Raw genomic sequence first — 25,637 nt, 5'->3', positions numbered from 1 at the left:
GGGGTGGGGTGGGGGTGGGGTGAGGTGACGTGCGGGACTACTCCGCGGCGACGGCGATCGACTCGCCGTCCACGTCGCGGAAGACGGAGGCACGGTCGGCGATCAGCGCGTACAGCACGGCGGCGGTGACCGCTCCGACGAACCAGGAGAACCCGGCCGCGGCGTGGAAGAAGGGGACGAGGGCGACGACGACGGCGATCGCGGCGCTCGGGACGAAGGCGGCGACGGCACGCGGGTTGTAGCCGCGCCGGTAGTGGTACTCGGCGCCCGCGTCCTCCGTGTAGAGGGCCGGCACGTTCACGCGCGACCTCCGCAGCAGCCAGTAGTCCGCCATGATCACCCCGAACAGGGGTCCGAGCAGCGCACCGAGTCCGCCGAGGAAGTAGTTCACGACGACCGGACTGTTGTAGAGGTTCCAGGGCGTGATCACCAGGCCGAGGACCGCGCTCACCAGTCCCGCGCGGCGGAAGTCGAGCCGGTGCGGGAAGAGGTTGACCAGGGCGTAGATGGGCGCGACGAAATTGGCCAGCAGGTTGACCGCCACCGTGAGGGCGATCAGACAGAGCGAGGCGACGGCGAGCAGGAACATGTTGGGGACGGTCCTGACGATGTCCGTCGGACTGGTGATCACGTGCCCGTCGAGGGTGAACTGGGCTCCGCTGAGGACCGCCACGATCACGGCGAAGAAGAGCATGTTCACCGGGATGCCGATCACGTTGCCGCGCACGATGGAGCCGCGGCTGCGCGCCGACCGGGTGAAGTCGCAGAAGTTCAGGACGAACGTCCCGTAGATGACCACCCAGAGCGCGGCGGCCTGGAGCACCTGCAGCCACATCGCGCCGCCGGTGAGCGGGTCGTCGACCGACACGGAGACCGAGCCGTCCGCGCGGACGAACATCCACACCGCGAGGGCGCACATCGTCAGCAGCGTCGTGGGCGCGGCGAAGGCCATGTACCGGCGGATCATCTGCATCCCGTAGCTGACGATGAGCACCTGGAGCGCCCACAGCGCCAGGAAGGTGATCCAGCCGAGTGTCGACTGGCCGAGCAGGGAGTTGGTGTCCAGGGAGGTCAGGGACGGGAACATGGCCACCAGGAGTGTGCTCAGTACGGCGGCGGCCAGGTAGGTCTGGATACCAAACCAGGCAATGGCCACGGCGCCCCGGACGGCCGCCGGAATCTTCGCTCCCCGGATGCCGAACGCAATGCGGCTCATGACGGGGAACGGCACGCCCGTCTTGTGGCCCATGAAGCCGGACAGGGTGAGCAGGAGGAAGAGCAGGACCGAGGCGAGCGCGAAGGCGGCGAGGATGCCCCACACGTTCAGACCGAGGGCGAACAGTCCGATGGCGAAGGCGTAATTGCCCAGGCTGTGCACGTCGTTGGCCCACAGCGTGAAGACGTTGTAGGCGCCCCAGCGACGCCCCTCCCGCTTGGTCGGGGCCAGGTCGTACGTGTAGAGGCCGGTGCTGGTGGCGGTGCCGTCGGTCCGGCCGGACGAACGGCGGTCTTCCAGGGCAGTCATACGGGACTCCTGGGATCAGGTGCGGGGAGTGGGAGGCTTCCATGAAGCGGAAGCGGCTTTCCGGTGCCCAGAACGTAGTTTTCGCCAAACCGCACCGTCAAGGGGTCTGCGGCAAATGGAATACCATTTTTGAGCCCATGGGCAGTCCGGTCGCAAACCCGGTCGCGGAAAAACGGAGCCGGCGCGGGGAGAGGCTCCCGGATGCCTCCCTCCGTGCCGGCCGGTGACCCGTCAGTGCCGCTCGCGGCCCTCCGTGCTCTCCCGCAGGACGAGCCGGTGGTCCACGACGAGATCCCGGGGCGCCTGCGCCTGCGACCCGGTGCCGTCCGGTGCCGTCGCCTCCTCGATGCGGTGCTGGAGCAACCGCACGGCGACCCGGGCCACCGCCGCCTTGTCCGGAGCCACCGTGCTCAGCGTCGGGATGCTGAACCGGCCGCCCTCCACGTCGTCGAAACCGATGACGGCCACGTCCTCCGGCACCCTGACCCCGTGCTCGTGCAGGGCGCGCAACGCACCCAGCGCGAGCTGGTCGTTGAGGCAGAGCAGGGCGTCGGGCCGGGCCCCCCGGGCGAGCGCCCGCGCCACCGCCCGCGCGCCGTCGGGCATCCGGAAGGAGTCGACCGGCAGCAGGGCGGCCGGATCGTGGGCGATGCCCGCCTCCGCCAGGGCGACCCGGTAACCCCGGGTGCGGGCCTGGGCCGTCCCCATGCCGGGGTCGTCGTGCCCGCCGACGGCGAGGATCGTGCGGCGCCCGAGCCCGATCAGGTGACGGGTCGCCTCGCGCGCGGCGCCCTCGTTGTCGATGGCCACGTGGTCGGCGCCCTCCTCGAGGAGTTCCCCGAGCAGCACCGTGGGCGGGAAACCCGCGCGGTCCCGCAGGTCGTCGGCGGTCAGGGCGAGCGGGCTGAGGATGATCCCGTCGACGAAGGCGGAGCCGAACCCGGCCAGCGCCGCCAGCTCGTGGGCGCGGTCCGCGCCGGACTGATGGATGAGGACGGTCAGGGACCGCTCCTCGGCCTCGCGGACGACGTGCCGGGCCAGCTCGGCGAAGTACGGCACGTCCAGCTCCGGAACGACGAGCGCGATGATGCCGGTTCTGCCCTTGCGCAGATGACGGCCGGCCAGATTCACCCGGTAGCCGAGGTGTTCGATCGCCTCGCGCACCACCTGCCTGGTCCGGTCCGAGACATGGGCGTAGTCGTTGATGACATTCGACACCGTCTTCTCCGAAACGCCCGCGTGACGTGCGACGTCCTTGATCCTGGGCCGTGCCACCGAGACCTCCCTGCCTCTTTTGCGCTGCCCGAGTCTATGTCCCGGCAGGGCGGGGCTTCGGTGGGGTCCGCGGCCGCCCAGCTCTTTACAGTCGATGTACATCGATGTAAAAACTAGCCACCGCATGAGCGATCCGGCCGTCGAAAGGTCCGCGATGAGTTCCCGTTTGCCTGCCCAGGGGGTGCCGGCCGTGACCGACCCGGTCCGCCGCCCCAGCCGCCGCCGGTTGCTGCGCAACGCCCTGGGCGGGGCCGGAGCTCTGCTCGCCGCGGGCCCGCTGTCCGGCTGCGCCTCACCGGCCTCGGCCTCCGGGGCCTCCTCGCTGAGCGTCTGGGACCTCTTCCAGGGCGGCGACGGCATGCTGATGGACGACATGATCGAGGCCGTCTCCAAGGGGGCCGGGGGAGCCGAGGGCTTCGACGTCGACCGGACCATCCTGGACTGGGGCCCGTCGTACTACACGAAGCTCGCCATGTCCGCGGCCGGCGGACGGGCCTCCGACGTCGCCGCCATGCACCTGTCCCGGCTCGCGGGCTACGCACCCGGCGGCCTGGTGGACGCCTTCGACCTGGACCTGCTCGCCGAGTACGGCGTCACCGACCAGGACTTCGCCCCGGCCGTGTGGTCGCGCACCCAGCACGAGGGGACCGTCTACGCGATCCCGCTGGACGTCCACCCCTTCATCGTGTTCTACGACAAGAAGGCCGCCGAGAAGGCCGGACTCCTGGACACCTCCGGCGAACTGGCCCCCATGGGCTCGCCCGAAGCCCTGCTGGAGGCGGGCAGGGCCCTGGCCGAGGCGACCGGGGCGGCGGGCATCCTCTTCGGCCACGTCACCGACACGGCACAGACCTGGCGCCTGTTCGCCGGGCTCTACGCGCAGACCGGGGCCGAGTTCACCCTGCCGGACGGCGGCCCCGCGGAGATCGACATCGATGCGGCCGTACGCGTGGTCACCTTCATGACCCGGCTCTTCGACGGCCGGACCAACCCCAACAACCTCGACTACTACGGTTCGGTGGCCGCCTTCACCAACGGCCGCGGCGGCATGGCCATGCTCGGCGAGTGGGAGCTGCCGACACTCAAGAAGTCCCGCATCGACCTGGGCGCCGCACCCTTCCCGCAGGTCTTCGACAAGCCGGCCGTCTACACGGACAGCCACAGCTTCATCCTCCCGCACCAGGACAGCCCCGACCCGGCCCGGCGCCGAGAGGCCCACCGCTACGTCGCGCAGATCCTCAAGCAGAGCCTCACCTGGGCGAGCGCCGGCCACATCCCCGCCTACCGGCCCGTCCTCGCGGAGCCGGGGTACGCGGCGCTCGACCCCCAGTCCTCCTACGCCGACGCCGCGAAGGTGGCGGTGCTCGACCCGCCCAACTGGTTCGCGGGCGCCGGTTCGAACTTCCAGAACCGGATGTGCCAGCCGCTCCAGTCGGCCCTGCTGGGCAACACCACCCCCGAGAAGGCGGTGCGGCAGATGGTCCGCGAGGCGGACACGCTGCTGCGGCAGCCCAACCCGGTGGCCTGACCAGCGAAAGGAGTGACCGACGTGACCACCACCGCACCCCTCGGCACCGAGGACCGGACCCAGTCGCCCGCCGTCCCCGCGAGCAGCCGCCGTACCGCCCTGGGCCGCATACGCACCGGCAAGGGACTCGTGTTCGTCCTGCCGTTCCTGCTCGTGTTCGCCCTCTTCATGGTCTGGCCGATCGTGCAGGGGATCTGGATGAGCTTCACCGACAGCTCACTCGCCCTGCGCGACACGCACTTCGTCGGCCTCGACAACTACACCGAGGCGTTCGGCGACCCGGACGTGTGGAGCAGCCTCGGCAACACCGTCTTCTTCACCGTCGTCTCCAGCGTCCCGCTCGTGGTGGTCGCGCTCGCGATGGCCCTGCTGGTACACAGCGGACTCGCCGGGCAGTGGGCGTGGCGCCTGTCCTTCTTCGCGCCCTACCTGCTGCCCGTGACCGTCGTGACCATGATCTGGACCTGGCTCTACCAGCCCGAACTGGGCATGGCCAACCAACTCCTCGACACCTTCGGCATCGCTCCGGTCGGCTGGCTGTCCGACGAGTCCGTCGCCATGTGGTCCGTGGCCGCGCTCACCGTGTGGTGGACGGTCGGCTTCAACTTCCTCCTCTACCTCGCCGCGCTCCAGTCCCTGCCCACGACCTTCGACGAGGCCGCGGCACTCGACGGTGCCGGGGCCTGGCGCCGCCTGTGGTCCATCACCCTGCCCCAACTGCGCAGGACCACCGGCCTGGTGGCCATGCTCCAGGTGCTGGCCTCGCTCAAGGTCTTCGACCAGATCTACATCCTCACCAAGGGCGGGCCCAACGGCTCCACCCGGCCGGTCCTGGAGTACGTCTACGACGTGGGCTTCACCGGCTACCGCCTCGGCTACGCCTCCGCCGTCTCCTACCTGTTCTTCGCCCTGATCGTCCTCGTCTCGCTCGTGCAGCTCCGTCTCTTCCGCCGGGAGGACTGACCGTGTCCGCAACCGCCACGCCCCTGCGCACCCGGCGCCGCCCACCCCGCGAGACGGCCGGCTCCCCCCTGCTCCTCGGCCACGGCCGGCTGCCCCGCGTCCTGGCCGGGACCGCGCTCGTCGTCCTCGCCGTCGTCTGGCTGCTGCCGTTCGTGTGGGCCGTCCTGACCTCGGTGCAGAGCGAGGAGGACATCAACACCCCCGGACTGTCCCCGCTCAAGGGCGCCTTCACCCTGGACGCCTACCAGCGGATACTGGAACGCGGCAACGTCACCGTCTGGGCCTTCAACAGCCTGCTGATCTCCGCCCTGGTCACGCTCGTCACCGTCGTGGTCTCCACCCTCGCGGCGTACGGCTTCTCCCGCGGCACCTTCCGCGGCCGCCGTGCGCTGCTGGCCGTCACCGTGGCCGCCATCATGGTCCCGCCGCAGTTGCTCGTCGTGCCGCTGTTCGACCAGATGACCCTGTTCAACCTGGTCGACACCTACGCGGCCGTCATCCTGCCCCAAGTCGTCGCGCCGATGATGGTGTTCATCCTCAAGCGGTTCTTCGACGCCATCCCCAAGGAGCTGGAGGAGGCGGCCCGCATCGACGGCGCCTCCGAGTTCCGGGTCTTCCGGTCGGTCGTCCTGCCGTTGTCACGGCCGATCGTGGCCGCGGTCGCGATCTTCGTCTTCATCGGCGCCTGGAACAACTTCATGTGGCCGTTCATCGTCACCAACGACCCGGACCTGATGACCCTCCCGGTGGGCCTGGCCACCGTGAAGGACGCCTACGGCATCCAGTACGCGCAGTCCATGGCCTCCGCGCTGCTGGCCGCGCTGCCGCTGATCGTGGTCTTCCTCCTCTTCCAGCGCCGCATCGTCAACTCCGTCGCCACCACCGGCCTCGGCGGTTCCTGAACCTGTACAGCCGCACCCACGGGCCCGGCGCTCGCGCGTCCGGCCCACCGATCGACTGGAGCATGTGTGCCCACTCACTCCGTACCGCGCCCGGAGTACCCGCGTCCGCAGTTCGTGCGCCGCGACTGGCTCAACCTGAACGGCGCCTGGCAGTTCGAGACCGACCGGGGGGACAGCGGCCTCGAACGCGGTCTGCTCGACCGCGAGCTGCGCGGGGAGATCCTCGTCCCCTTCCCGCCCGAGTCCGAGCTGTCCGGCATCGGCGACACCGACTTCCTGGAGGCCGTCTGGTACCGGCGGGCCGTCACCCTGCCCGCCGCCTGGTCCGGACGGCGCGTCCTGCTGCACTTCGGCGCCGTCGACCACGACACCACCGTGTGGGCGAACGGCGAGGAGGTCGCCCGGCACCGCGGCGGCTTCACCCCCTTCACCGCCGACCTCGGCGACATCGCCGGCGCGGGGGAGGAGGTCGTGATCACCGTCCGGGCCCGCGACCCCAAGTCCGGCCCGCAGGCGCGCGGCAAGCAGGCGATCCAGTACGCCAACCACGACTGCAACTACACGCGCGTCACCGGCATCTGGCAGACCGTCTGGCTGGAGCCCGTCCCCGACACGCACCTGCGCCGTCCCCGGATCACCCCGGACCTCGCCGGTTCCGCCTTCCACCTCGAACTGCCCCTGTCCGGCAACCGCCCCGGGCACCGGGTGCGCGCCGTCCTCAGCGACGCCGACGGCGAGGTGAGCCGCGCCGAGGCCCGCGCCGACCTCGACCTCGCCCCGCGCCTGCACCTGCCGGTGCCGGACGACCGGCGGCGCGCATGGGGCCCGGGGGACCCGCACCTGTACGACCTGCGCCTCGAACTCCTCGACGCCGCCGGGCAGGTGGTCGACAGCGCCGGGAGCTACGCCGGTCTGCGCGCCGTGGGCCTGCGCGGCAAGGCCGTCCTGCTCAACGGCCGCCCCGTCTTCCAGCGCCTCGTCCTCGACCAGGGCTGGTACCCGGACGGCCTGATGACCGCCCCCACCGACGAGGCCCTGGCCAAGGACATCGAGCTGGCCATGGCGGCCGGGTTCAACGGCGCCCGGCTGCACCAGAAGGTCTTCGAGGAGCGCTTCCTTTACCACGCCGACCGCCTCGGCTACCTGGTCTGGGGCGAGTTCGGCGACTGGGGCTGCGAGACCGGCGGCTCCTCGGGCGACAACCAGAAGCCCGACGCCTCCTACGTCGCCCAGTGGCTGGAGGCGCTGGAGCGCGACTACTCGCACCCCTCGGTCATCGGCTGGTGCCCGCTCAACGAGACCTACCAGAAGCTGCACGACCGGATCACCCAGCTCGACGACGTGACCCGCGCGATGTTCCTGGCCACCAAAGCCATGGACACCACCCGTCCGGTCGTGGACGCCTCCGGCTACGCCCACCGCGTCGCCGAGACCGACGTCTACGACTCCCACAACTACGAGCAGGACCCCGCCGCCTTCCGGGAGCTGATGTCCGGCCTCGCCGAGGACGCGCCGTTCGTCAACGCCCACGAGAGCGGCGCCCCCTACTCCCGGCCCTACCGGGGACAGCCGTACTTCGTCAGCGAGTTCGGCGGCATCTGGTGGGACCCGGAGGCCGCGGCCGACCTCTCCGGCGAGGACCGCACCGTCTCCTGGGGCTACGGGGAACGGGTGCGCAACGAGGACGAGTTCCACGAGCGGTTCAGCGGCCTGACCGGGGTCCTGCTCGGCGACCGGCACATGTTCGGCTACTGCTACACGCAACTGACCGACGTCTTCCAGGAGCAGAACGGCGTCTACCGCTTCGACCGGAGCGAGAAGCTGGACGTCTCGCGCATCCGCGCCGCGCAACTGCGCCCCGCGGCCATCGAGGAGGCGCAGGAACAGTAAACCGGTGCGGGGCCGGAGGGGGGAGGCCCCGCCTCCGGCCCCGTGGCCCGCGACCGGCCCCGGCTCAGAAGGGCCGGTCGCCCGCGACGGCGACGCGTTCGGCGACCCGCCGCCCGGAGCCGTAGTCACCGACGGCGTAGTGCTGGGTGGCGCGGTTGTCCCAGAAGGCGACGTCGCCGGCCTGCCAGCGCCAGCGCACCTGGTACTCGGGCACGTGCGCCTGCTGGAAGAGGAAGCGCAGCAGGCGGTCGCTCTCCTCGCGGTCCATGCCGATGATGTGCGTGGTGAAGGACGTGTTGACGAACAGCATGCGCCGACCCGTCTCCGGATGCGTGCGCACGACCGGGTGCTCCACCGGCGGGAACAGGTCCTGGTACGGCAGCAGCCGCTCGGGTCCGTAGAACCGCGCGAAGCCCGGGATGAAGTCGTGCACCGCGCGGGCGCCGTCGACGCGGTCCTTCACCTCGCGGGGCAGGTTGTCGTAGGCCGCGGCCATGTCCGCCCACAGGGTGTCCCCGCCGAACGGCGGCACCTCCCGGAGCTGGAGCACCGCGCCGAGCGCGGGCCGCTCGCGGAAGGTGACGTCGGTGTGCCACACGTTCTCGTACGTGGGTGCGGCCCCGGCACCCTTGTCGAACCGGACGACGTCGTCGCTCGAACCCGCGGCGAGCAGGGGATTGGTCTCCAGCTCCCCCCAGTTGCGGGCGAAGTCGCGCTGCTGAGCGGAGGTGAGGTGCTGGGCCCGGAAGAACAGCACCTTCCACTCCAGCAGGGCGCGGTTCAGCTCCTCCCGCAGCGCGGGAGCGAGCGGACGGGAGAGGTCGACGCCGCGGATCTCGGCGCCGATGGTGCGCGTCTGCGGGACCACCTCGAAACGGGTGCAGGGCCGCTCCTCCCACCCCTCGGGCAGGCGGCGCAGGACGCGCCGGCCCTCGTACAGCCCGTCCCCCGGGATACGTGCTTCGCGCAGGACGGTGCTCGGGCCGGTGGCCGTGACGGTCATGGGAGTCCTCTCCTCGGGTGACGGGTACGCGTGGAAGTCCGGCGGGCGGGGCGGCGCGCGAGGCGCCACCGGCCGGCCGGTGACATGGGGGGTGTGACGGATGCTCCGGGCGGTGGGCCGCGGAGGGGGCCGACGGGCTACGACGCGACGGGGCGTCGGGCGGTCGGTGGAAAGAGGGCCGTCAGAGGCCGGAACGCTCACATCCGGTGCGCTCGGGCACGCGGGGACACTCCGCGATGGTGCCGAACCGGTATGTGGTCATGGGACCGATTGTGTGATCTTCTCCCGTCCCTGTCAACGGGGTCAGGGACGGCGGGGAACGAAGGGGCGCAGCTCGTCGCCCTCCGGCTGGACCACCCCGTAGCTGCTCTCGGGCACCTTGTTCCACGCGCCGGGCAGGTCGCCCAGCGGTTCCGAGACGATGAGGCGGCTGTCGTCGGAGGCGTCCTTCAGGAAGGGCAGGTCCGGGTGGAGCGCGCGCAGGCTCTCCACCCGGCTGCTGTAGTAGAGCGAGCGCGACCGGCCCTGGCTGGAGTAGCGGAAGGCCCACAGCCGCCGGCCGTCGGTCACGGCGACGGTCATCTGCAGCGGGAACCCCACGCCGTGCTCGTGGCCGATCTCCTCCACCAGGCCCGCCATGCGGGCCACGGCCGAGGGCGGGTCCTCCTCCAGACCGAGGGTGAGCGCCAGGTAGAACATCATCTCGGAGTCCGTCGAGCCCTCGATGTCGAGGTAGAGCTGCGGGTCGACGGCCAGGGCGAGGTCCCGGCGCAGCCGGTGGAACCCGTCGATCGCGCCGTTGTGCATCCACATCCAGCGGCCGTGGCGGAAGGGATGGCAGTTGGTCTGCTGCACCGCACTGCCCGTGGAGGCCCGTATGTGCGCGAAGAACAGCGGGGAGCGGACATGGCTCGCGATCTCCCGCAGGTTGCGGTTGCTCCAGGCCGGCCCGATCTCCCGGACGATCGCGGGGGTGGCCATTTCCGGTCCGAACCAGCCGACGCCGAACCCGTCCCCGTTCGTCGTCTCGACGCCCATGCGGGCGTGCAGGCTCTGGTCGATGAGTGAGTGTTCGGGCTGGTACAGCAGGGACTCCAGCAGGACCGGCGTCCCCGAGTAGGCGAGCCATCGGCACATCGCTCCGTCCGCCTCCCCAGTGGTCTGCGGCGCCCCGGACGTCAGTCGACCGGCCAGGTGTGGACCGGGGCGTTGAGGTGCATGTAGTCCATGTACTGCTGGGTCATCCGGCGCAGCGCCTCGTGGCGGCCGGGCCGGGCCCCGGCGTCGATGTGGTGGAACATCTCCTTCTGCCAGACCGCGCCGTTGCGGCCGGTGACGCAGCGCTGCTCGATGATGCCGAGCAGGGGCTCGCGCCAGGCGGAGTCCATGCCCGACAGCTCCAGGCCCCGGTGCGCCAGCGGCAGCAGCCGGCGCAGGACCAGTTCGGGCACGGTCACCTCGCCCGCGCCGGGCCAGTACAGGTGGGCCTCCATGCCGTGCCGGGCGGCGGTGTGCAGGTTGTCCTCGGCGACCGAGAAGGACATCCGGGACCACACCGGCCGCTCCTCCTCCACCAGGGCCCGGGTGAGTCCGTAGTAGAAGGCGCCGTTGGCGAGGGTGTCGGCGACGGTCGGGCCGGCCGGCAGGACCCGGTTCTCCACGCGGACGTGCGGCTTGTCGTGGGCGACGGCGTAGACGGGCCGGTTCCAGCGGTAGATGGTGCCGTTGTGGAGGGTGAGCTCGCCCAGTTCCGGGACGTCCCCGCGGTCGAGGGTCTCGGCGGGGTCCTGCTCGTCGCACAGCGGCAGCAGCGCCGGGAAGTAGCGCAGGTTCTCCTCGAACAGGTCGAAGACGCTGTTGATCCACCGCTCACCGAACCAGACCCGCGGCCTGACCCCCTGGGCCTTGATCTCCTGCGGCCGGGTGTCGGTGGCCTGCTCGAACAGGGGGATGCGGCTCTCGTGCCACAGCTCCTTGCCGAGCAGGAAGGGGGAGTTGGCCGCGAGGGCGACCTGGACACCGGCGACGGCCTGTGCGGCGTTCCAGTAGTCGGGGAACTCCTCCGGCGCGACCTGGAGGTGGAACTGCGTGCTCGTGCAGGCGGCCTCGGGCGTGATGGTGTCCGCGTAGGTCCGCAGGCGGTCGACGCCGTCCACCTCGATGTGCAGGTCCTCGCCCCGGGCTGCGAACACCTGGTCGTTGAGCAGCCGGTAGCGCGGGTTCTCCGACAGGGCGGCCTCGCCCACGTCCGACTGGCGCAGGGTGGGCAGGGTGCCGACCATGATCAGGTGGGCGCCGACCGACGCGGCACGGTCCTCGGCGTGGTTGAGGGCGGCCCGGATCTCGGTCTCCCAGGCGTCGGGGCCGCCCGCCGTGAGCTGCCGGGGAGGGATGTTGATCTCCAGGTTGAAGCGGCCCAGCTCGGTGGACCAGGCCGGGTCCGCGATCGCTTCGAGGGCGTCGCTGTTGCGCATGGCCGGTTCGCCCCGGTCGTCGACCAGGTTCAGTTCGATCTCCAGGCCGACCTGGGGACGCTCGGTCTCGAAGCGGGACTCGCGCAGCATCTGCGCGAAGGCGTCGAGGCACTCCTGCATCTTGATGCGGTACCGGCGGCGGTCCTCGCGGGTGAAGACCAGCGCCGGGACGTCCCGTCCCATGGGTCCTCCCGGGGTTGCCTTCCTCGGACGCTCCTCCACCCCAGCGTCGCACCACCCGGCGCACCCCACCAGACGAAACGGAAGGGGGCCCGCCGCACCGTGTGCGGCGGGCCCCCTGTCCTCAGGTCCTGGCGGGGCCGACCCGCGCTTTACAGCTTGCCGGAGGCGCGCACCGTGATCTTCGCGGAGGTCTTGCCCGTCGGCGAGGAGCCGTAGCCCTCGACCTTGTCGACGACGTCCGTGCCCTCGACGACCTTGCCGAAGACGACGTGCTTGCCGTCCAGCCACGGGGTGGCCACCGTGGTGATGAAGAACTGCGAGCCGTTGGTGTTCGGCCCCGCGTTGGCCATCGAGAGCAGGTACGGGCCGGTGTGCTTGAGCTGGAAGTTCTCGTCCTCGAACTTCGCGCCGTAGATGCTCTTGCCCCCGGTGCCGTTGCCCTCGGTGAAGTCGCCGCCCTGGAGCATGAACTGCGGGATCACGCGGTGGAACGGAGAACCGGCGTAGCCGAAGCCGTGCTCGCCGGTCGCCAGCTCGATGAAGTTCTTGGCGGTCTTGGGGGTGACGTCCTCGAAGAGTTCGAAGACGATGCGGCCCGCATCCTGGCCGTCGATGTCGATGTCGAAGTAAACCTTGGAATTGCTCATCGCACCATTGTGACGTGTGACCCCCGGTGATGCCGAACCGGCTTCCCGTTCAGCGCGCGGCGAGCAGCGCGAGGGTGTCGATCACGCGGTTGGAGAAGCCCCACTCGTTGTCGTACCAGGCGACCACCTTGACGTGCCGGCCGTCGACGCGGGTCAGGGCCGAGTCGAAGATCGACGAGGCCGGGTTGCCCGTGATGTCGGAGGAGACCAGCGGGTCCTCCGAGTACTCCAGCACCCCGGCGAGCGGCCCGTCGGCGGCGGCACGGTAGGCGGCGAGCACGTCCTCGCGCGTCACGTCGCGGGCGACGGTGGTGTTCAGCTCGACGATCGAGCCCACCGGGACCGGCACGCGGATCGAGTCGCCCGAAAGCTTGCCGTCGAGACCCGGCAGGACGAGGCCGATCGCCTTGGCGGCGCCCGTGGTGGTCGGCACGATGTTCACGCCGGCGGCGCGGGCGCGGCGCGCGTCGCGGTGCGGGCCGTCCTGGAGGTTCTGCTCCTGCGTGTAGGCGTGCACCGTCGTCATGAACCCGTGCTCGATGCCGGCCAGCTCGTCCAGCACCGCGGCCAGCGGCGCGAGGGCGTTGGTGGTGCAGGAGGCGTTGGAGACGATCGTGTGGGCCGCCGGGTCGTAGGCGTCGGTGTTCACGCCGTAGGCGAGCGTCACGTCGGCACCGCTCGACGGGGCGCTGACCAGGACCTTGCGCGCGCCCGCGGTGAGGTGGGCGCGGGCCGCGTCGGCCGACGTGAAGCGGCCGGTCGACTCCAGCACGAGGTCGACGCCCAGCTCGGCCCAGGGAAGCCGGGCAGGATCGCGCTCGGCGAGGACCTTGATGCGCTGCCCGTCGACGACCAGGGTGTCGCCGTCGACGGTCACCGGGCGGCCGAGCCGGCCGGCCGTGGAGTCGAAGGCGAGCAGGCGGGCCAGGGTGGCGGGCTCCGTGAGGTCGTTGACGGCGACGACCTCCAGTTTCGTGTCGCGCTCCAGCAGCGCGCGCAGCACGTTGCGCCCGATGCGGCCGAAACCGTTGATGCCGATGCGAGTCATGAGTGGTGTGTCCCTTCGTTCGCCACCATGTCCTTCGTCACCAGGCTCGCGCACGCCGTCCGGGGTCGGCAGCGGCGCGAGTGCCACGGTTCGCAAGGATCACGCCACACGGGCGGCGCGCGTCTACTCGCCGCGGGCGAAGGTGCGCCGGTACTCGCTGGGGGTGGTGCCGAGGATGCGCTGGAAGTGCATCCGCAGGTTGGCGCCGGTGCCGAGCCCCACGTCGGCGGCGATCTGCTCGACGCCGCGCTCCGAGCGTTCGAGCAGCTCGCGGGCCATGTCGATGCGGGCCCGCATGATCCACTGCATCGGGGTGTACCCGGTGTCCTCCACGAAGCGCCGGGAGAGGGTGCGCGGGGAGACGGCCGCGTGCCGGGCCAGGGTCTCCAGGGTGAGTGGCTCCCCGAGCCGGCGCAGTGCCCACTCGCGGGTGGCGGCGAAGCGCTCGCCCAGGGGCTCGGGCACGCTGCGCGGCACGTACTGGGCCTGGCCGCCGCTGCGGTAGGGGGCCGCCACCAGGCGCCGGGCCGCGTGGTTCGACGCGGCCACCCCGAGGTCGCCGCGCAGGATGTGCAGGCACAGGTCGATGCCGGAGGCGGCGCCCGCGGAGGTGAGGACGCTGCCCTCGTCCACGAACAGCACGTTCTCGTCGACCCGTACGCGCGGGTGCTTCGCCGCGAGGGCCCGCGTGTAGTGCCAGTGGGTGGTGGCCCGCCTGCCGTCGAGCAGGCCGGTGGCGGCCAGCGCGAAGGCCCCGGTGGAGATGGCGGCGAGGCGGGCGCCGCCGTCGTGGGCCGCCCTGAGCGCGTCGACGACGGCCGGTGGCGGATCGTCGACGTCGGGCGCGCGGTAACCGGGCAGGAAGACCACGTCGGCCCAGGCCAGGGCGCCGAGGCCGTGGGCGACGTGGTACGACAGGCCGTCGCCGCCGGTCACCAGGCCCTCAGCCGCGCCGCACACCCGGACCTCGTACGGCATGCTGGCGCGCGTCGTGAATACCTGCGCCGGGATGCCGACGTCGAGAGGTTTCGCGCCCTCGAGCACGAGGACGGCGACGCGGCGCAGGCGGGAGGACGGCACGGGACGAGCGTACGCGTGGGAGTGCCGGGGTCAGCCCAGGCCCAGGACGCTCATCGTGTGCTCGGCCATGCGCCGCTCGCCCAGGGCGTTGGGGTGGACGGGCACGAGGTTGCTCCCGAACAGCAGCGGTTCGATCCAACGGGTGCCGGGGGCCGCGCAGGCGTCGTGCCCGTCGGAGGCTTCGGAGAAGTCGACGTACGTGGCGCCGGTCTCCTCGGCCGCCCGCCGGACCGCGTCGTTCAGGTGCGTCTGGATGGCGCGCAGGTAGGGCACGTCACCGGCGGCGAGGGGCAGCTTCACGAAGCAGGACGGGTCGGCGGCGGCCGGGGTGATCCACGGGTAGCCGAGGGCCGCCACCCGGGCCTCCGGCGCCTTGGCGCGCACCGCCCGCAGGGCAGCCTTGAGCGCGGGATAGGTGTTGGCCTCGATCTCGTCGTCGAAGGACGTGCCGTGCTTGTCCTTGCAGGGGCTGCCCTTGCCGCCGCTGAGGACGCCCGCCGTGCCGCAGGCCGTGATGGCGTTGATGAACGTGCCGTTGTCGTTGCCGCCGATGGTGAGCGTGACCAGGTCCGTGCCGGCGCCGAGCGCGTCCAACTGCGGGGGCGTGCCCGGGTACTGGGCCTGCGTGAAGTCGGTGGTCCGGGCGCCGCCGCAGGTGACGTCCTTGAGGCGGGCGCCGGTCGCCTTCGCGACGACGTGGGGGTAGTTGGCCGTCGAGCGCAGACAGAGCGGGCTGGTGAGGTCGACGGGCAGAACACCCGATCCGGCGCTGTAACTGTCGCCGAGGGCCACGTAGTCGAGGGTGGCGGGCGCGGCGTGGGCGGTGGCGTCCGTGAGACCGAGGGCGAGTGCGCCGACAGCGGTGATTGTCGCGGTCATGACACGGCGAAGGGCGTGCTTCGGCATGTGCTCTCTCTTCTTCGGGAGGGCGGCGGTCTGCGGGAGGGGTGTGGCGGGGTGGTCGAACGGGTGCGGCGGGGTTACCGGACGGTTCTACTTTTAAGTAATGTGCAGGGCCGCTGACTCGGCGTCAACGGTGGTGACGGAACTTCTCGCGGACGCCGGGCCGTCCCGGTCGCCGGAGGCGCCCTCTCTTCGGCCGAGCCGATTGATTCCCGGCCGGCTCCCGTCGAAGATCGACGCATGCACCGTTTGATCATCGCCGCACTCAGGGTCGGCGCAGCCTCGGCGATCCTGCTCGGACTCTTCGGCCAGTTCGTCGTCATCCCCTCGACGGCGGCGGACGAGGTCGACCGCTTCCCGCCCTACGAGCCCTTCGCCGTGCCCTATGCGGCGGTCGCGATCGCCGGGGTCGCCTGCGTCCAGGTCGTGCTCGGCGCGGTGTGGATGCTGCTCGGCATGGTCGAGCGGGACGCCGTCTTCACCCGCCGGGCCTTCCGCTGGGTCGACGTCGTCATCGCGGCCACGGTCGTGGCCACGCTGCTGGCGCTCGGCACCGCCGTGCACCTGGCCGTGGCGGAGATCCCTTCCCCCGACGACGGCATGCAGGCGCTCGGCGCGCTCGGTGCCGCGGTCACCTGCGTCGGGGCCGGAGCCGCGTTCGCCATGCTCACCGTCGTCATGCGCGGCCTGCTGCAGAAGGCGACCGCGATGCGCGCCGAACTCGCCGAGGCGGCCTGACGGCTCCCTCCCTCCGCCCGTCCGCCCGGTCGGCCGTGGCCCTGGCGGCGGAGTCGGAGCGGCAGGGGTGCACGCCCCTCGACCCGAAGTGGTCGTACGCCGACTCCCCGTTCAGGTGCCGTCCGGGGCGGGCAACGACGAGCGCGCGCTGCGGGTGAACCCGCCCGGGGCCCCGACGCAACGGCGGGCAGAGGCCGCCGGGCTCCGGGTCGAGGGCGCGGACGACCACTGCAGCGGTGCCCCGGGGCTGTTCTAAAGTGGCTCCCGCCCAGTCGTACGACGGACCTGTGAGGTACTCACCAGCCATGACGACCGAAACGTTTGAGTTCCAGGTAGAGGCGCGTCAGCTTCTCAAGCTGATGATTCACTCCGTCTACTCGAACAAGGATGTCTTCCTGCGCGAGCTCGTCTCCAACGCCTCCGACGCGCTGGACAAGCTGCGCCTCGCCGCCCTGCGCGGCGACGTGCCCGACGCCGACGTGAGCGACCTGCACATCGAGCTGGAGGTCGACAAGGACGCCCGCACCCTGACCGTGCGGGACAACGGCATCGGCATGTCGTACGACGAGGTCACCCGCCTGATCGGCACGATCGCCAACTCGGGCACCGCCAAGTTCCTGCAGGAACTGCGCGAGGCCCAGGACGGGGCCGGGGCCGGGGCCGACGGGCTCATCGGCCAGTTCGGCGTCGGCTTCTACTCGGGCTTCATGGTCGCGGACGAGGTCACCCTGGTCACCCGGCACGCCGGCGAGAGCGAGGGCACCCGCTGGACCTCCAAGGGCGAGGGGACCTACACCCTCGAACGGGTCGACGGCCTCCCGCAGGGGACCGCCGTCACCCTGCACCTCAAGCCCGCCGACGCCGAGAACCAGCTCCACGACTACACCTCCGCCTGGAAGATCAAGGAGATCGTCAAGCGGTACTCGGACTTCATCACCTGGCCGGTCCGCCTGCTGCCCGAGCCCGGCGAGGAGGGCGACGGCGCGGAGGCCCGCGAGGCCGAGACGCTCAACTCGATGAAGGCCCTGTGGGCGCGCCCGCGCGACGAGGTGTCCGACGACGAGTACCACGAGCTGTACAAGCACATCGGCCACGACTGGCGCGACCCGCTGGAGACCATCCGGCTCCAGGCGGAGGGCACCTTCGAGTACCAGGCGCTGCTCTTCGTGCCCTCGCACGCCCCGCACGACCTGTTCACCCAGGGCTACCGGCGCGGGGTCCAGCTCTACGTGAAGCGCGTCTTCATCATGGACGACTGCGAGGAACTGCTGCCGCCCTACCTCCGCTTCGTCAAGGGCGTGGTCGACGCACAGGACCTCTCGCTCAACGTCTCCCGCGAGATCCTCCAGCAGGACCGCCACATCCGTATGATCCAGCGCCGCCTGACCAAGAAGGTCCTCTCCACGGTCAAGGACCTCAGGACGTCGGCGCCGGAGCGCTACGCCACGTTCTGGCGCGAGTTCGGCGCGGTGCTGAAGGAAGGCCTGGTGACCGACTCCGAGAACCAGGACGCGATCCTCGCCGCCTGCTCGTTCGCCTCCACCCACGACGCCGACGAGCCGACCTCGCTCAAGGACTACGTGGAGCGGATGAAGGAGGGGCAGGACGACATCTACTACATGACGGGCGAGTCCCGCGCCGCCATCGAGAACTCCCCGCACATGGAGGCGTTCCGGGCCAAGGGCGTCGAGGTCCTCCTGCTCACCGACGCCGTCGACGAGGTCTGGGTCGACGCGGTAGGGGAGTACGAGGGCAAGACGCTGCGCTCGGTGGCCAAGGGCGAGATCGACCTCTCCGGCACCGAGGACGACAAGAGCGACGCCGAGAAGGAGAAGCAGGGCGAGGAGTACGCCGGGCTGCTCGGCTGGATGAGCGAGCACCTGGGCGAGGACGTCAAGGAGGTCCGCCTCTCCCACCGCCTGACCGTCTCCCCGGCCTGCGTCGTCTCCGACGCGGGTGAGCTGACACCGGCCCTGGAGAACATGTACCGGGCGATGGGGCAGGAGGTTCCCAGCGCCAAGCGCATCCTCGAACTCAACCCCGAGCACCAGTTGGTCAAGACCCTGAACCGGGCCTGGACCGACCGGCAGGACCGCGCGGAACTCACCGAGACCGCCGAACTGCTGCACGCCCTCGCGGTGCTCGCCGAGGGCGGGCGGCCCAAGGAGCCCGCACGCTTCGTGCAGCTGATGGCCGACCGCCTGGAGCGCACCCTCTGACCGGCCTGTGGACACGGACCCCACGCCGTCCCGCCATCCGCATGGCGAGACGGCGTGGCATCCGGAGCAGCCTCCTCCGTATATTCGCACGCATGTATGCATCGGCTCCGCTGCTGTGCCTCGCGCTCTTCGCGACCTCGGCGTGGTGCGTCGACGACGGCCTCTGTCGCCGCTGAACACCGGCCGGCCGAGCGCCCCGCGCCGCCGGTCCGCCAGCGTCCGCCGCCCGTGCACACCACCCCGGAGACTGTTCCGTGACCACCGCACCCCCCGCCGGGTCGTCCCCGGCCGCGCCGCCGCGCGCCTCCGCCCTCCTGTTCGCTCCCTCGCCCACCTCCTCGGAGCGTCCCGAGGCGCCGCCCCTGCCCCCGGTACGGCGGACCCCGCTCGTCGTCTCCGGGCTGCTCGCCGTCGCCCTCACCGCCCACGTGTGGTCCGCGCACGGCGCCAAGCCCGGCGTGCTGCTCCTGCTCGGCCTCGGCCTGGGCGTCGCCCTCTTCCACTCCCGGTTCGGCTTCACCTCCGCCTGGCGGCAGCTCGTCGCCGTCGGCAACGGCACCGGGCTGCGGGCGCACGCCCTGCTCCTCGGCACCACGGCCACCCTGTTCGCGCTGCTCATCGGCACCGGGACCGGCCTGTTCGGCGCCCAGCCCGCGCCGTCGGCCGGACCGATCGGCGTCGGGCTGTTCGCCGGTTCCGCGCTCTTCGCCGTCGGCATGCAGCTCGGCGGCGCCTGCGCCTCGGGCACCCTCTTCGCGGTCGGCTCGGGGCAGACCTCGATCGTGCTGACGCTCGGCGGCTTCGTCGCGGGGGCCACCCTCGCCGCCTGGCAGTACGACCTGTGGAAGGACCTCCCGGCCTGGGAGCCCGTCGTGCTGTCCGAGCACATCGGGTGGCTCGGCTCCTGGGGCGTGACCGTCGCCGCGCTGCTCCTCGTGGTGCTGGTCAGCCGCCGTGTGCAGGCCCGCCGCAACCCGCCGCCACTGGGCGCCGTACCCTCCGCGCGCCGGGCCGCCGTCCGGGCCGTGCGCGGTTCCTGGCCGCTGGCCGCCGGCGCCCTGGCGCTGGCCCTGCTCGGCGCGGGCGTCCTGCTGGTCTCCGGCGGCGCCTGGGGCGTCACCAGCGCCTTCAGTCTCTGGGGGTCGGAGCTGGTCGGCGCGCTCGGCGGCCACCCCGAGAACTGGTCCTGGTGGCAGCGGCCCGGCAACGCGGAGATGCTGGCCGGTCCCGTGCTCGCCGACAAGACCAGCCTCACCGACATCGGCATCATGATCGGCGCGGCCGTCGCCGCCTCGCTGGGCGGCACCTGGGCGCTGCACCGGGGCATTCCCTGGCGCACCGCGCTCGCGGCGGTGCTCGGCGGCGTACTGATGGGAATCGGCGCCCGGCTGGCCGGCGGCTGCAACATCGGCGCCTACCTGGCGGGCATCGCGTCGGGCAGCCTCAGCGGCTGGCTGTGGGGCGCCTTCGCGCTGGCCGGCACCTGGGTGGGCCTCAGGCTGCGCCCGCTGTTCGGCCTGGGCAACCCCAAGCCGGGCGACGGCGTCTGCTGACGAGGGTGCCCGTGCGGCACAGGGGTCAGGACCGTGCCGCACGGGCCGCCGAAGGGTCCGCTACGGGGTGACGCCACCCCGCGGTGCGGACCGGTCGGTGGCGGTGACCCGGGCGACGGCCTCCGCGGTGAGTGCCCGCCCGTGCGGTTCCCGGGCCAGGGCGCGGTGCAGGGTGAGGCCCTCGATGAGGGCGTCGAGCTGGCGGGCCGTGTCCGGGTCGAAGTGCTTCTCCAGGTGGACGCGGCTGCGGCGCATCCACTCGTGGGTCAGCTCCCGGTAGGCGGGCTGGCGTGCGGCGAGCGTGTACAGCTCCTGGGTGAGCACCAGATCGCGCTGGCTGTCCTCGGACAGCTCGTGCACGAGGTCGGCCACCGCCTCACGGGCCTGGTCGCGGTCGGCGGCGGCGCCGAGATGTGCGTCGAACACCGCGACGATGTGGTCGGTGAACCGGCCGAACGCCTCCCGCAGCAGGTGGTCGATGCCGCTGAAGTGGTACGTCATCGAGCCGAGCGGAACCCCCGCGCGGGCGGCGATCTTCCGGTGGGAGACCCGGGCGATGCCCTCCTCGGCGATCAGGTCGAGGGTGGCGTCGAGGATGCGCTCCCGCCGCTGCGGATCGGTGTGTCCGGTTGCCATGGGAGCGGTCCTACAGGTTCCGCACCGGGCGGGCGGGGTTGCCGACGGCCACCACGCCGGCCGGCACGTCCTTCGTGACGACCGCGCCCGCGCCGATCACGGAGTCGTCCCCGACGGTCACGCCCGGCAGCACGATCGCACCCCCGCCGAGCCAGACGTTGTCGCCGATGACGATGGGCCGGGCGGCCTCCAGCTTGTCCCGGCGGGGCCCGGGCTCCAGGGGGTGCGTGGGGGTGAGCAACTGGACGTTCGGTCCGATCTGGCAGTCCTCGCCGATGGTGATCGCCGCGACGTCCAGTGCCGTCAGGTTGTAGTTGACGAAGGTGCGCGCCCCGACGGTGATGTTGCTGCCGTAATCGACGTACAGCGGCGGCCGGACGTGGGCCTCGGCGCCCAGCGAGCCGAGCAGCTCGGCGAGGAGGGGGCGTGCGGCCTCCGCGTCCTCCGCGTACGCCGCCTGGTAGCGGGCGGCGAGCCGCACGGCCCGCTGCTGCCTGCGGGCGATCTCCGGATCGTCGGCGATGTAGAGGTCGCCCGCCAGCATGCGTTCGAGGTTCGTGCGGGAGTCGCCCGCGAAGTGGTCCGTCGGCATGCGCCCGATCGTACCCCGCGAAGCGTACGAACGTACATTCCCGGTGTGTCGCCCACCCTTCGGCTCAGTGCCGCCGGGGCTGGAGCACTCCGCCGCACACGAGGACGACCAGTCCCGCGAGCGGCACCACCAGCAGCCCGGCCCTGAGGCTCGTTGCGTCGGCGACCAGACCCACCACCGGCGGGGAGAGCAGGAAGCCGAGCCGCATCAGCCAGGAGACCAGGGTCAGCCCCGTTCCGGGCCTGAGGCCCGGCAGTTCGTCGGCGTCGTGCATCGCCGCCGGCACCAGCGTCGCCACCCCGAACCCGGCCGCGGCGAACCCGAGGACCGTGCCGGGCACCGTCGGCACGGCCAGCGCCAGGCCCATGCCGACCCCGGCGATCAGTGCGCCCGAGCGGGCCACCGCGCGCTGGCCGAAGCGGTCCACGAGCCGGTCGCCGACGATGCGGCCGACGAACTGCGCGCCGACCAGGGCGACATACCCGGAGGCGGCCAGCGCCGCGGTCGCGTGCAGCGAGTCGGCGAGGTAGAGGGTGGCCCAGGACATGCCCGCGTCCTCGACGAGGGTGCCGGCCGTGGCGACGAGGACGAGCGCGGCCAGCACCCAGCCGGTGCGCAGCCCCCTCGCCGGTGCCCGGGCCGGCGACGGCGCGCGGTCCTCGGTGCCCGCCTCCCCGGCGGATTCGCTCGCGCCCTCGGGGCCCGGCAGGCAGTAGCGCAGCGCGACGCAGGCCGCGACCGCGAACACCGCGGCGGAGAACAGCAGGTGCGGCCCGCGCGGGACACCCAGCGCGATCGCGGCGGCGGCCATCGAGCCGCCGGTGACGGCACCGATGGACCAGACGGCGTGGAAGGAGTTGATGACGGACCGTCCGTAACGGCGCTGCACCCGCAGCCCGTGGGCGTTCTGCGCGACGTCGGTGAACGCGTCCATCGCCCCGGCCAGGAACAGCGCCCCCGCGAACACCGCCACCGTGGGCGCGAGCCCGGCGGCGAGGATGCCCGCACCGGTCAGCAGCGTGCCGCCGACCGCCACCCGCGCCGAGCCGAACCGCCGGACCAGGATTCCCGCCCCGAGCCCGGCCGCGATGGCGCCGGCCGGGAACGCCGCCACGGCAAGCCCGTAGGCCGCGTTGTCGATGCCCAGGTCCGCCTTGATCTGGGGATACCTCGGCAACAGGTTGGCGAACAGGGCCCCGTTGGTGAAGAACAGCACGGCGACGGCCACGCGAGCCCGCCGGTCGGCCGGGGCGGGCCGGCGCAGTACGTCCACAGTCATGCGCGGGAGCCTACCGCCGGTGCGTACGAACGTACACTCCCTGGCTCCGCGCACGGCGCCTCCGCTCCGCTTGCGCAGGCGCCCGCGCGGGGTTTCGGTGGAAGCGACTCCCCACCGCTCCTGGAGCTGTCATGTCGATGTCGTCGTTCGGATTCGGCCCGTCCGACCCGTTCAGCGAACTGCTGAACCGCTTCTTCGGTACGTCACCGTCCTCCTCGCCCCCGGCGGTGCAGCGGGTGCCGATCGGCCGGATGCTGACCGAGTCCGCGCAGGAACTCCTCACCCTGGCCGCACGGCGGGCGCAGGACGACGGGACCTCCGACCTGGACACGGAACACCTGCTGTGGGCGGCCACGAAGGTGGAGCCCTCGCGCGGACTGCTCGCCCGGGCCGGGGCCGACCCCGACACGCTCGCCTCCCGGGTCGCCGAGGTGCTGCCCCGCGAGGCGGGCGAGCCCTCCGCCGAGCCCGGCCTCACCCCGGCCGCCAAACGCACCCTCGCCACCGCCTACGCCCGCTCCCGCGCGGCCGGTGCCTCCTACATCGGCCCCGAGCACGTCCTGGGCGCCCTCCTGGCGGACGGCGACACGGGCGCGGCCCGGCTGCTGGGCGCGCAGGGACAGGACACCGGCAGGCTGGAGGGCCTCACCGAACAGGCCGGACGGGCCAACGGGCGCCCCGGCGACGCGGACGGCGCACCGGCCACGACGCTGGACGAGTACGGACGCGACCTGACCGAGGAGGCGAAGGCCGGGAAGCTCGACCCCGTGGTCGGCCGGGCCGAGGAGATCGAGCAGACCGTCGAGATCCTCTCCCGGCGCTCCAAGAACAACCCGGTGCTGATCGGCGAGCCCGGCGTCGGCAAGACCGCCATCGTGGAGGGACTGGCCCAGCGGATCGTGGCCGGAGAGGTCCCCAACACGCTGAAGGACAAGCGAGTCGTCGCCCTCGACCTGTCCGCGATGGTCGCGGGCGCGCAGTACCGGGGACAGTTCGAGGAACGGCTCAAGAAGGTCATCGAGGACGTCCAGCAGGCCCGCGGCGAGATCGTCCTGTTCATCGACGAACTGCACACCGTCGTCGGCGCCGGGGCCACCGGAGAGGGCTCCATGGACGCCGGGAACATGCTCAAGCCCGCCCTCGCCCGCGGCGAGCTGCACGTGGTGGGCGCGACGACCATCGACGAGTACCGCAAGTACGTCGAGAAGGACGCGGCCCTCGAACGCCGCTTCCAGCCCGTGATGGTCCCCGAGCCCACCGTCGAGGAGACGGTGCAGATCCTGGAGGGCCTGCGCGACGCCTACGAGGCGCACCACCAGGTCCGTTTCGCCGACGGCGCCCTGACCGCGGCGGCGGAGCTGTCCGACCGCTACGTCAGCGACCGGTTCCTGCCCGACAAGGCGATCGACGTCATGGACCAGGCGGGCGCACGGGTTCGGCTGCGCAGCGCCGGCCGCTCCACCGAGGTCGTCAGCCGCGAGGACCGCATCGCGCGGCTGCGCCGGGAGCAGGAGCAGGCAGTCGCCGCCGAGGACTACGACCGGGCGGGCGAGCTGAAACGCGAGATCGCCGAGGCGGAGGGCGAGCTCGCGGGCATCGAGGAGCGCCGCGAGGGCGTCGTCTCCGTCACCGCCGACGACATCGCGGACGTGATCTCCCGCCGCACCGGCATCCCGGTGTCCCAGCTGACGGCCGGGGAGAAGGAGCGGCTGCTCAGGCTCGAGGAGGAGATGCACGCCCGGATCGTCGGCCAGGACGAGGCGGTCACCGCCGTCTCGCGGGCCGTGCGCCGCAACCGGGCCGGCATGGGCGACCCCGACCGTCCCGTGGGCTCCTTCCTCTTCCTCGGGCCCACCGGCGTCGGCAAGACCGAGCTGGCCAAGACCCTCGCCGAGCTGCTGTTCGGCGAGGAGAACCGCATGATCCGGTTCGACATGAGCGAGTTCCAGGAGAAGCACACCGTCGCGCGTCTGGTCGGCGCGCCCCCGGGATACGTCGGCTACGAGGAGGCCGGCCAGCTCACCGAGAAGGTCCGCCGCCAGCCCTACAGCGTGGTCCTGTTCGACGAGGTGGAGAAGGCCCACCCCGACGTCTTCAACACGCTGCTGCAGATCCTCGACGACGGCCGCCTCACCGACGGACAGGGGCGCACTGTCGACTTCCGGCACTGCGTGGTCATCATGACGTCCAACATCGGCGCCCACCGCATCCTCGACCACAAGGGCGACGTGTCCGACCTCAAGGACGAGCTGATGGAGGAGCTGCGGGGCCGGTTCCTGCCGGAGTTCCTCAACCGCATCGACGAGATCATCGTCTTCCACGGGCTCACCCAGGACGACCTCTCGCGGATCGTGGACCACCTGCTGGCGCAGAGCGAACGACGGGTGCACGCCCAGGGGCTGACCCTGAAGGTCACGGAGGCGGCCAAGAAGCTGCTGATCGCCCACGGCCACCAGCCGGAGTTCGGCGCCCGCCCGCTGCGGCGCACCATCCAGAGCGAACTGGACAACCGCGTCGCCGACCTGCTGCTGGGCGGCGAGGCGGACCCCGGCGACACCATCGTCGCCGACGTCGTCGAGGACTCCCTGCACTGCACGGTCGAGAAGGCCGGCCCGGTCCCGTCCACGGAGGCGAGCGGAGCATGAACACCGTCGAGGAGACCGTCGAGATCGACGTACCGGTGCGCACCGCCTACGACCAGTGGACCCAGTTCGCGTGCTTCCCGCGGTTCATGACGAGCGTGAAGCGGGTCGAACAGCTCAGGCCCACCGTGACGCTGTGGGTCGTCGGCATCGGCCCCCTGCGCCGGGAGTTCGTGACCGAGATCGTGGACCAGGTGCCCGACTCGCACCTGACCTGGCGCACCCTCGGACGGCGCCACGGCCACCGGGGCGAGGTGACCTTCCGGTCCACCGGGTCGGGCGGCACGGCGGTGACCGTGCGGATGTCGGCCGGGCCCCGCGGGCTCGCCGCCGCGCTCACCGCGGTCCCGGGAGCGGCCGGCCGCGTCCTGCGACGCGAACTCGCGCACTTCAAGGCGTACATCGAACGGCGAGGTGAGGCCGGCGGCGGCTGGCGCGGGACCGTCCGGGGCGGTCAGGTGCGGCCGGCGGAGGCGGAACCGCCGCGCAGCCGGGTGCCGGTCTGGCCCGTCGGCTGAGCGGCGCCCGACAGCACGACGAACGGCAGAGCACACACC

At 71.8% G+C, this 25,637-nt stretch carries 21 protein-coding genes; 9 read left to right on the top strand and 12 right to left on the bottom strand.

Features of this window, described 5'->3' with window-relative positions; translation table 11 throughout:
- Positions 1-37: 37 nt before the first annotated feature.
- Both IG88_RS0133265 and IG88_RS0133260 read right to left on the bottom strand, forming a co-directional pair.
- Positions 38-1,525 carry an NCS1 family nucleobase:cation symporter-1 gene (locus tag IG88_RS0133265; protein WP_031049347.1) on the bottom strand — a complete coding sequence of 496 codons (1,488 nt, stop codon included), beginning with the start codon at positions 1,523-1,525 and terminating at the stop codon, positions 38-40.
- Positions 1,526-1,756: 231 nt separating this feature from the next.
- Positions 1,757-2,800, bottom strand: a complete 1,044-nt coding sequence (locus IG88_RS0133260; RefSeq protein ID WP_031049345.1) for a LacI family DNA-binding transcriptional regulator — start codon at positions 2,798-2,800, stop codon at positions 1,757-1,759.
- 154 nt (positions 2,801-2,954) lie between these two features.
- Between IG88_RS0133260 and IG88_RS0133255 the strand changes: the two genes are divergently transcribed.
- From IG88_RS0133255 to IG88_RS0133240, 4 genes are all read left to right on the top strand, one after another.
- A complete protein-coding gene (locus tag IG88_RS0133255) occupies positions 2,955-4,328 on the top strand; it encodes an extracellular solute-binding protein (RefSeq protein WP_031049343.1) in 1,374 nt (457 codons plus the stop codon).
- Between the two features lie 21 nt (positions 4,329-4,349).
- Positions 4,350-5,291 carry a carbohydrate ABC transporter permease gene (locus IG88_RS0133250; protein ID WP_031049341.1) on the top strand — a complete coding sequence of 314 codons (942 nt, stop codon included), beginning with the start codon at positions 4,350-4,352 and terminating at the stop codon, positions 5,289-5,291.
- A gap of 2 nt (positions 5,292-5,293) precedes the next feature.
- On the top strand, positions 5,294-6,193 hold the full coding sequence (locus tag IG88_RS0133245; RefSeq protein ID WP_031049340.1) for a carbohydrate ABC transporter permease: 900 nt from the start codon (positions 5,294-5,296) through the stop codon (positions 6,191-6,193).
- A 66-nt stretch (positions 6,194-6,259) separates the two neighbouring features.
- Positions 6,260-8,083, top strand: a complete 1,824-nt coding sequence (locus IG88_RS0133240; protein WP_031049338.1) for a glycoside hydrolase family 2 protein — start codon at positions 6,260-6,262, stop codon at positions 8,081-8,083.
- A 64-nt stretch (positions 8,084-8,147) separates the two neighbouring features.
- Here the strand turns inward: IG88_RS0133240 and IG88_RS0133235 are convergent, their stop codons facing one another.
- The 7 genes from IG88_RS0133235 to IG88_RS0133205 all read right to left on the bottom strand — a co-directional run bounded on the left by IG88_RS0133235 (position 8,148) and on the right by IG88_RS0133205 (position 15,424).
- A complete protein-coding gene (locus IG88_RS0133235; RefSeq protein WP_031049336.1) occupies positions 8,148-9,086 on the bottom strand; it encodes a TauD/TfdA dioxygenase family protein in 939 nt (312 codons plus the stop codon).
- A 303-nt stretch (positions 9,087-9,389) separates the two neighbouring features.
- A complete protein-coding gene (locus IG88_RS0133230) occupies positions 9,390-10,223 on the bottom strand; it encodes a class II glutamine amidotransferase (RefSeq protein ID WP_031049334.1) in 834 nt (277 codons plus the stop codon).
- A 41-nt stretch (positions 10,224-10,264) separates the two neighbouring features.
- The gene (locus tag IG88_RS0133225) at positions 10,265-11,743 is read right to left on the bottom strand and encodes a glutamate-cysteine ligase family protein (RefSeq protein ID WP_031049332.1); all 1,479 of its coding nucleotides are present in this window, start codon (positions 11,741-11,743) and stop codon (positions 10,265-10,267) included.
- A 149-nt stretch (positions 11,744-11,892) separates the two neighbouring features.
- On the bottom strand, positions 11,893-12,390 hold the full coding sequence (locus tag IG88_RS0133220; RefSeq protein WP_031049331.1) for a peptidylprolyl isomerase: 498 nt from the start codon (positions 12,388-12,390) through the stop codon (positions 11,893-11,895).
- A 49-nt stretch (positions 12,391-12,439) separates the two neighbouring features.
- Positions 12,440-13,438 carry a type I glyceraldehyde-3-phosphate dehydrogenase gene (gene gap, locus IG88_RS0133215; protein ID WP_031049330.1) on the bottom strand — a complete coding sequence of 333 codons (999 nt, stop codon included), beginning with the start codon at positions 13,436-13,438 and terminating at the stop codon, positions 12,440-12,442.
- Positions 13,439-13,561: 123 nt separating this feature from the next.
- Complete coding sequence (locus tag IG88_RS0133210; protein WP_031049328.1) at positions 13,562-14,518, bottom strand: GlxA family transcriptional regulator; 957 nt, start codon at positions 14,516-14,518, stop codon at positions 13,562-13,564.
- A 30-nt stretch (positions 14,519-14,548) separates the two neighbouring features.
- Positions 14,549-15,424, bottom strand: coding sequence for an SGNH/GDSL hydrolase family protein (locus IG88_RS0133205; protein ID WP_031049326.1), 876 nt, complete (start codon positions 15,422-15,424; stop codon positions 14,549-14,551).
- A gap of 237 nt (positions 15,425-15,661) precedes the next feature.
- Between IG88_RS0133205 and IG88_RS0133200 the strand changes: the two genes are divergently transcribed.
- The 3 genes from IG88_RS0133200 (at position 15,662) to IG88_RS0133185 (ending at position 19,931) form a co-directional block, all read left to right on the top strand.
- Positions 15,662-16,159, top strand: a complete 498-nt coding sequence (locus tag IG88_RS0133200) for a DUF2975 domain-containing protein (RefSeq protein WP_031049325.1) — start codon at positions 15,662-15,664, stop codon at positions 16,157-16,159.
- A gap of 305 nt (positions 16,160-16,464) precedes the next feature.
- Positions 16,465-18,378, top strand: a complete 1,914-nt coding sequence (htpG, locus tag IG88_RS0133190) for a molecular chaperone HtpG (protein ID WP_031049324.1) — start codon at positions 16,465-16,467, stop codon at positions 18,376-18,378.
- A gap of 254 nt (positions 18,379-18,632) precedes the next feature.
- Positions 18,633-19,931 (top strand): YeeE/YedE family protein, encoded by a 1,299-nt coding sequence (locus tag IG88_RS0133185; RefSeq protein WP_031049323.1) that lies wholly within the window; start codon positions 18,633-18,635, stop codon positions 19,929-19,931.
- 60 nt (positions 19,932-19,991) lie between these two features.
- Here IG88_RS0133185 and IG88_RS0133180 read toward each other — a convergent pair whose 3' ends face one another.
- The 3 genes from IG88_RS0133180 to IG88_RS0133170 form a co-directional block, all read right to left on the bottom strand.
- Positions 19,992-20,567, bottom strand: coding sequence for a TetR/AcrR family transcriptional regulator (locus IG88_RS0133180; protein ID WP_031049321.1), 576 nt, complete (start codon positions 20,565-20,567; stop codon positions 19,992-19,994).
- A 10-nt stretch (positions 20,568-20,577) separates the two neighbouring features.
- Positions 20,578-21,159 carry a sugar O-acetyltransferase gene (locus tag IG88_RS0133175; RefSeq protein ID WP_031049320.1) on the bottom strand — a complete coding sequence of 194 codons (582 nt, stop codon included), beginning with the start codon at positions 21,157-21,159 and terminating at the stop codon, positions 20,578-20,580.
- 64 nt (positions 21,160-21,223) lie between these two features.
- On the bottom strand, positions 21,224-22,438 hold the full coding sequence (locus IG88_RS0133170; RefSeq protein ID WP_031049318.1) for an MFS transporter: 1,215 nt from the start codon (positions 22,436-22,438) through the stop codon (positions 21,224-21,226).
- A 131-nt stretch (positions 22,439-22,569) separates the two neighbouring features.
- On the opposite strand from IG88_RS0133170, the gene IG88_RS0133165 reads away from it, so the two are divergent.
- Both IG88_RS0133165 and IG88_RS0133160 read left to right on the top strand, forming a co-directional pair.
- A complete protein-coding gene (locus IG88_RS0133165) occupies positions 22,570-25,083 on the top strand; it encodes an ATP-dependent Clp protease ATP-binding subunit (RefSeq protein ID WP_031049316.1) in 2,514 nt (837 codons plus the stop codon).
- On the top strand, positions 25,080-25,598 hold the full coding sequence (locus tag IG88_RS0133160) for an SRPBCC family protein (protein ID WP_031049314.1): 519 nt from the start codon (positions 25,080-25,082) through the stop codon (positions 25,596-25,598). The genes IG88_RS0133165 and IG88_RS0133160 overlap by 4 nt, the downstream gene beginning before the upstream one ends.
- The last annotated feature ends 39 nt before the right edge of the window (positions 25,599-25,637 follow it).

The organism is Streptomyces sp. NRRL F-5650, from assembly GCF_000721365.1.
Taxonomy (GTDB): Bacteria; Actinomycetota; Actinomycetes; order Streptomycetales; family Streptomycetaceae; genus Streptomyces; species Streptomyces ardesiacus.
This window is presented reverse-complemented; position numbering and strand designations above follow the sequence as displayed.

Coding starts and splice junctions, on each gene's coding strand:
- IG88_RS0133265 (WP_031049347.1), bottom strand. CDS start 1,525: ATGACTGCCCTGGAAGACCGCCGTTCGTCCGGCCGGACCGACGGCACC.
- htpG (WP_031049324.1), top strand. CDS start 16,465: ATGACGACCGAAACGTTTGAGTTCCAGGTAGAGGCGCGTCAGCTTCTC.
- IG88_RS0133175 (WP_031049320.1), bottom strand. CDS start 21,159: ATGCCGACGGACCACTTCGCGGGCGACTCCCGCACGAACCTCGAACGC.
- IG88_RS0133220 (WP_031049331.1), bottom strand. CDS start 12,390: ATGAGCAATTCCAAGGTTTACTTCGACATCGACATCGACGGCCAGGAT.
- IG88_RS0133170 (WP_031049318.1), bottom strand. CDS start 22,438: ATGACTGTGGACGTACTGCGCCGGCCCGCCCCGGCCGACCGGCGGGCT.
- IG88_RS0133235 (WP_031049336.1), bottom strand. CDS start 9,086: ATGACCGTCACGGCCACCGGCCCGAGCACCGTCCTGCGCGAAGCACGT.
- IG88_RS0133180 (WP_031049321.1), bottom strand. CDS start 20,567: ATGGCAACCGGACACACCGATCCGCAGCGGCGGGAGCGCATCCTCGAC.
- IG88_RS0133255 (WP_031049343.1), top strand. CDS start 2,955: ATGAGTTCCCGTTTGCCTGCCCAGGGGGTGCCGGCCGTGACCGACCCG.
- IG88_RS0133225 (WP_031049332.1), bottom strand. CDS start 11,743: ATGGGACGGGACGTCCCGGCGCTGGTCTTCACCCGCGAGGACCGCCGC.
- IG88_RS0133230 (WP_031049334.1), bottom strand. CDS start 10,223: ATGTGCCGATGGCTCGCCTACTCGGGGACGCCGGTCCTGCTGGAGTCC.
- IG88_RS0133200 (WP_031049325.1), top strand. CDS start 15,662: ATGCACCGTTTGATCATCGCCGCACTCAGGGTCGGCGCAGCCTCGGCG.
- IG88_RS0133160 (WP_031049314.1), top strand. CDS start 25,080: ATGAACACCGTCGAGGAGACCGTCGAGATCGACGTACCGGTGCGCACC.
- gap (WP_031049330.1), bottom strand. CDS start 13,438: ATGACTCGCATCGGCATCAACGGTTTCGGCCGCATCGGGCGCAACGTG.
- IG88_RS0133205 (WP_031049326.1), bottom strand. CDS start 15,424: ATGCCGAAGCACGCCCTTCGCCGTGTCATGACCGCGACAATCACCGCT.
- IG88_RS0133165 (WP_031049316.1), top strand. CDS start 22,570: ATGTCGATGTCGTCGTTCGGATTCGGCCCGTCCGACCCGTTCAGCGAA.